The sequence below is a fragment of the Variovorax sp. 20P10.2.4 genome (assembly GCF_058244205.1).
The window spans coordinates 1-5,610 of sequence record NZ_JBZAYE010000494.1; the positions used below are offsets into that span (position 1 = coordinate 1).

Below are 5,610 nucleotides of genomic sequence, written 5' to 3' on the forward strand. Positions count from 1 at the left end.
CGACAACAGCGCGCGCAGGGTGGCGCGCGGCGCCTGGTGCTCGTGGCCGAAGACGTCGTGGTAGCGGGTGTCGATGCCGAAGCGCGCGCACAGCGCCTCGATCGTGGAGTGCTCGCGGGATTCACTCGACATCGGACACCTGCAGGCTCAGATGCACCGCGCCGCGCGCGAGGCGCAGCCGTTGCGGATGTTCGTCGGGTGCGCTCGCGGCATCCACCGCCTCGCCGAGCGCGCCGACCGAATGCAGCGTCTCGCCCGGTGGCGCGTCGACCGCATGTTGATGCTCGCCGAAGCAGGCCAGCAGGTGCAGCACCGCGCCGTCCGACAGCGTCCAGCGCACGCGCAGAAGGTCGTCCTCGACGTCGTAGTCGCCGCCGTGCTGGCGGCCGCCGAAGTGCGGCACCAGCCGCTCGCGGCGCAGCTGCAGCAGCTGCCGCACGCCCTCGAGGTTCTCGCGGTGCGGCGAGCGCTCGCGCTCGCTCCAGTCGAGCTTGGCGAGCGCGAAGCTCTCGGGTGCGTTGCAGTCGGGGATGGCCGCGCGCGCGGCCTCGTCGGCGAAGGCGGCGAAGCGGCCGAACTCGTCGCGCCGGCCCTGCGACACCGCGGCCGCGAGCTCGGGCCCGAAGTCGCAGAAGTAGGGGAAGGGCGTGGCGGCCGCGTACTCCTCGCCCATGAACAGCATCGGCGTGTGCGGCGACAGCAGCAGGCAGGCGCGCGCGGCGCGCACCAGCACCGGGTCGGCCAGCGCGTCGATGCGTTCGCCGAAGGCGCGGTTGCCGACCTGGTCGTGCGTCTGCAGGTAGGACACGAAAGCGCCCGAGGGCAGGTTGGCGCTCGGCTCGCCGCGCGTCTCGCCCTCGCGGAACACCGAGGCCTGGCCCTGGTAGACGAAGCCCTCGGCCAGCGCGCGCGCGAACAGCTCGAGCGGTTGCTGCGCATAGTCGGCGTAGTAGCCGTCGCGCTCGCCGGTCAAGAGCACATGGGCCGCATGGTGCAGGTCGTCGTTCCATTGCGCGGTGGCGATGCGCGGACGGCCCTGCGCGTCGCGCTCGAGCAGGTGCGCGAGGTTGCGGTCTTCCTCGAGCACCACGTGCACTTCGCGCGTGCGGCCCGGGCCTTCGCGCAGCGCAGCGCAGATGGCCTGCACGATGCCCACCGGCGAGTCGTCGCGGATCGCGTGCACCGCGTCCATGCGCAGGCCATCGGCATGGAACTCCTCGACCCAGTAGAGCGCGTTGTGGATGAAGAAGTCGCGCACGGTCGCGCTGCCGGGCCCGTCGTAGTTGATCGCGGCGCCCCAGGGCGTGCGGTGCGCGTCGTTGAAGAACTGCGGGCAGCAGGCATGCAGGTAGTTGCCTTCGGGGCCGAAGTGGTTGTAGACCACGTCGACCAGCACCATCATGCCGAGCGCGTGGGCCTCGTCGATCAGCGCCTTGAGCGCCTCGGGCCGGCCGTAGATGGCATCGGGCGCGAAGGGCAGCACGCCGTCGTAGCCCCAGCCGCGCCGGCCCGGGAAGTCCGCCAGCGGCATCAGCTCGATGGCCGTGATGCCGAGCGCCGCGAGCTCGGGCAGCCGCGCGCGCGTGGCGTCGAAGGTGCCCTCGGGCGTGAAGCTACCCACGTGCAGCTCGTAGATCACGGCCTCGGACCAGGGCCGGCCGCGCCAGCCGCCGTCGCGCCAGGCGTAGGCGGCCGGATCGATCACCTCGCTCGGGCCGTGCACGTCGTCGGGATTGAAGCGCGAGGCCGGGTCGGGCACCTGCAGCCCGTCGGGCATGCGGAAGCGGTAGCGGTCGCCGACGCGCGCCTGCGCGAGCCGCAGCCGGTGCCAGCCCTCGGCATCGCGCGCCATCGCATGCGACTCGGCGCCGAGCTCGAGTTGCACCTGCGGTGCATCGGGCGCCCAGAAGCGGAAGTCGACACCGCCGGCGGGATTCGGCAAGGCGCCGAAGGGCATCGCGTGCATGCGCGGCTGCGTGAAGATGGCATCGTTCATTCGGAAGCTCCCGTGTTCTCTCGGCCCAGCAGCACCAGCGAGCGGCTCGGCAGCGCATAGGTGGCGCCCTCCAGCCTGCCCGCCTCGCCGGCGCCATCGTCCTTCGTGGTGTCGAGCAGCACGCGCCAGGGTGCCGCGCTCGGCGGCAGCTGGAACGGGATCGCGTCGTGGTGCGCGTTGAGCAGCAGCAGGAAGTCGTCGTCGCGCAGTGTCTCGCCGCGCGGCCCGCGGTCGGGCAGGGCGCTGCCCGAGACCAGCGCCGCGAGGCAGCGCACGTGGTCGGTGTTCCAGTCCTCGGAGCTCATCTCGTCGCCGTCGGGGCGCAGCCAGCAGATGTCCTTGGCCGACTGCCCCTCGGGCACGCGGCCCTCGAAGAAGCTGCGGCGGCGGAATGCCGGGTGCCGGCGCCGCAGCGCGATGGCGCGCTGCACGAAGCGCGTGAGCGCGCTGCGCTCGGGCGTGTCGCTCCAGTCGATCCAGCTCAGCGCGTTGTCCTGGCAGTAGGCGTTGTTGTTGCCATTCTGGCTGTGGCCGCGCTCGTCGCCCGCCAGCAGCATCGGCACGCCCTGCGACAGCAGCAGGGTGGCCAGCAGGTTGCGCTTCTGCCGCGCGCGCAGCGCGTTCACCTCGGCATCGTCGGTCGGGCCCTCGGCGCCGCAGTTCCACGACACGTTGTGGTTGCTGCCGTCGCGGTTCTCTTCGCCGTTGGCCTCGTTGTGCTTGTCGTTGTAGGAGACCAGGTCCTCGAGGTTGAAGCCGTCGTGCGCGGTCACGAAGTTGATGCTCGCGAACGGCCGCTTGCCCGACCAGCCATAGAGGTCCTGCGAGCCCGTGAGGCGCTGCGCCATCTCGCCGGTGACGCCCGCGTCGCCCTTCCAGAAGCCGCGCATGCCGTCGCGGTAGCGGTCGTTCCACTCGGCCCAGCCGAGCGGGAAGTTGCCGACCTGGTAGCCACCGTGGCCCAGGTCCCAGGGTTCGGCGATCAGCTTCACGCGGCTCAGGGTCGGGTCCTGGCGGATCGCGTCGAAGAAGCCGCCGAGGTTCTCGACCCGGCCCGACTCGCGCGCCAGCGCCGAGGCCAGGTCGAAGCGGAAGCCGTCCACGTGCATCTCCTCGACCCAGTAGCGCAGCGAGTCCATCACCAGCTGCAGCGCGCGCGGATGCTCGAGGTTGACGGTGTTGCCGCAGCCCGTGAAGTCGTCGTAGTAGCGGCGCTGGTCGCCGTTGAGGATGTAGTAGGAGGCGTTGTCCACGCCGCGCATCGACAGCGTGGGCCCGAGCTGGTTGCCCTCGCAGCTGTGGTTGTAGACCACGTCGAGGATCACCTCGATGCCGGCCGAGTGCAGGGTCTTGACCAGGGTCTTGAACTCCTTCACCTTGCCCGAGGCGCTGTAGCGCATCTCGGGCGCGAAGTAGGTCAGCGTGTTGTAGCCCCAGTAGTTCTGCAGGCCGCGCTCGGCCAGGTGGCGGTCATTGAGGAAGCCGTGCACCGGCAGCAGCTCGACCGTGGTCACGCCCAGGCGGCGCAGGTGGTCGATCACCGGCGCGCAGCCCAGGCCCGCGTAGGTGCCGCGCAGCTGCGGCGGCACCTCGGGATGCTGCATCGTGAAGCCGCGCACGTGCAGCTCGTAGATCACCATGTCCTGCCAGGGGATCGACGGCCGGCGGTCCTCGCCCCAGGTGAAGGCGGTCTCTAACACGCGGCTCTTGGGCATCAGCGGCGCGCTGTCGCGGCGGTCGAAGGACAGGTCCTCGCGCCGGCCGCCCACGGTGTAGCCGTAGAGCGCGTCGCCCCAGCGCAGCGAACCCACGAGGTCCTTGGCATAGGGGTCGACCAGCAGCTTGTGCGGATTGAAGCGGTGGCCCTCCTCGGGCTTGTAGGGGCCGTGCACGCGGTAGCCGTAGGCCAGGCCGGGGCGCGCCTCGGGCAGGTAGCAGTGCCACACGTCGTCGGTGCGGTCGCGCAGCTCGATGCGCTGCAGCTCGCGCCGGCCGCTCTCGTCGAACAGGCACAGCTCGACCTTGTGCGCATGCTGCGTGAACAGCGCGAAGTTCACGCCCTGGCCGTCCCAGGTCGCGCCGCGCGGATAGGGCTCGCCGGGCCAGACGGCGGAGATGGGGCTGTAGGTGGCCTTCTTCATGAATGGGTCAATGCGAGGAATCGGTCGGGGTCGGGAAACACGAAAAAGGTCGAAGTACCGATGGCCGCGTTCAGCGCGGTGGCGGCCAGCGCTCGCCGCTGTCGTACGGGCCCGGCGCGTGGTCGCTGCGTGGTGCCACGGGCTGGCGCACGGCGGGTGCCGGGGCGCTTTCGGTGCCGGTGGCGGCAGGCGTTGTCGGTGTGACTGGCGCGACCGGCGCAGTCGGCGTCACCGGCGTGCGCGCCGGCACGCCAGAACCGCGCGGGCGTTCGCGCGGCCACCAGTGCTCGATGCGCTCGGCGGCCCAGTCCTTGCCCGCGAGGCCGAAGGCCAGTGCAAGAGCAAGAACGATGCCGGCGAGCATCACGAGGAAGGTCTCGCGCACGATGTCGCCGCCCACCTTCACCTGGTCGAGCGCGATCAGCACCACGAACACCATCACCGCGTACTGCGCGGCCTTGCCCAGCAGCTGGCCGTCCTGCATGCCGGCGTTGCGGCAGTAGGTCTGCACGGCGCCGCCGACGAAGCGCGCGAAGTAGGCGCCGAAGGCCAGCACCAGCAGCGCGATGAAGATGTTGGGCACGAACCAGACCGCGCGCCCCAGCAGGTCGGCGATGTAGCTCAGCCCCAGCCCGTTGAAGGCGATCAGCAGCGCGGCCAGGATCACGAGCCAGTAGAACAGCACGCCGATGATGGCCGAGGTGTCGCTCGTGAGCCCGCCCTGGCGCCAGAAGTTGTCCAGCCCCGAGCGCTCGGTCAGCACGTTGAAGTTGAACGCGCGCAGCGCCTTGATGACCGCGAAGCGCACCACCTTGGCGATCAGCCAGCCCGCGAACACGACCACCAGCGCGACCAGCAGCCGCGGCAGGTAGGCGCCGATCTGGTAGAGGATCGCGCGCAGGGGTTCCAGGTGGAAGCCGAAGTTGTCCATGATGAGTTCCTCCTTCTGTGGACCGTCGCGTCAGCGCGCGGTGGAATGGTTCGGCGCAACGAGGGCGAGCAGGCCGTGCAGCGGCACCTCGACCCAGTCGTTGCGGTTGTTGAGCTCGTAGCGCAGCTCGTAGAGCGCCTTCTCGATCTCGAACAGGCGCAGCAGCCCGGCATCGGCCGGCACCGCCTCGGCCGCGCCGGCCAGCGTGCCGGTGTAGGCCGAGAGGAAGGCGTCGCGGGTCACGCGCTCCCAGTCGCGCACCGCGGCATCGAGGCGCGCCGCCTCCTCGGCGTTCTGCGCCACGCGCCGCAGCGCGGTCCAGCGCGCGTAGTTGAACGAACGCAGCATGCCCGCCACGTCGCGCAGCGGCGAGGCCTTGGCGCGGCGCTCCTCGAAGTCGCGCGCGGGCTCGCCCTCGAAGTCGATGATCACGAAGTCGTTGCCGCTCACCAGCACCTGGCCCAGGTGGTAGTCGCCGTGGTAGCGGGTCTTGAGGCCGCCGCCCTGCGCGGGCACGCTGGCGGCCACCGCCGCGTGCAGCG

General features: G+C 70.9%; 3 protein-coding genes and 1 pseudogene. All 4 read right to left on the minus strand.

Going from position 1 to position 5,610, the window contains the following annotated elements; all coding sequences use genetic code 11:
* Positions 1-121: 121 nt before the first annotated feature.
* Entirely contained in the window at positions 122-1,996 is a 1,875-nt protein-coding gene (gene treZ, locus AC27VN_RS31110; protein ID WP_490879053.1) for a malto-oligosyltrehalose trehalohydrolase, read from the minus strand.
* On the minus strand, positions 1,993-4,137 hold the full coding sequence (gene glgX, locus AC27VN_RS31115; protein WP_490879054.1) for a glycogen debranching protein GlgX: 2,145 nt from the start codon (positions 4,135-4,137) through the stop codon (positions 1,993-1,995). Before glgX ends, treZ begins: the two co-directional genes overlap by 4 nt.
* Positions 4,138-4,207: 70 nt before the next feature.
* Positions 4,208-5,068 (minus strand): mechanosensitive ion channel family protein, encoded by an 861-nt coding sequence (locus AC27VN_RS31120; RefSeq protein ID WP_490879055.1) that lies wholly within the window; start codon positions 5,066-5,068, stop codon positions 4,208-4,210.
* A gap of 30 nt (positions 5,069-5,098) precedes the next feature.
* Positions 5,099-5,610 (minus strand): annotated as a pseudogene (locus tag AC27VN_RS31125) (alpha-amylase); the annotation flags it as partial.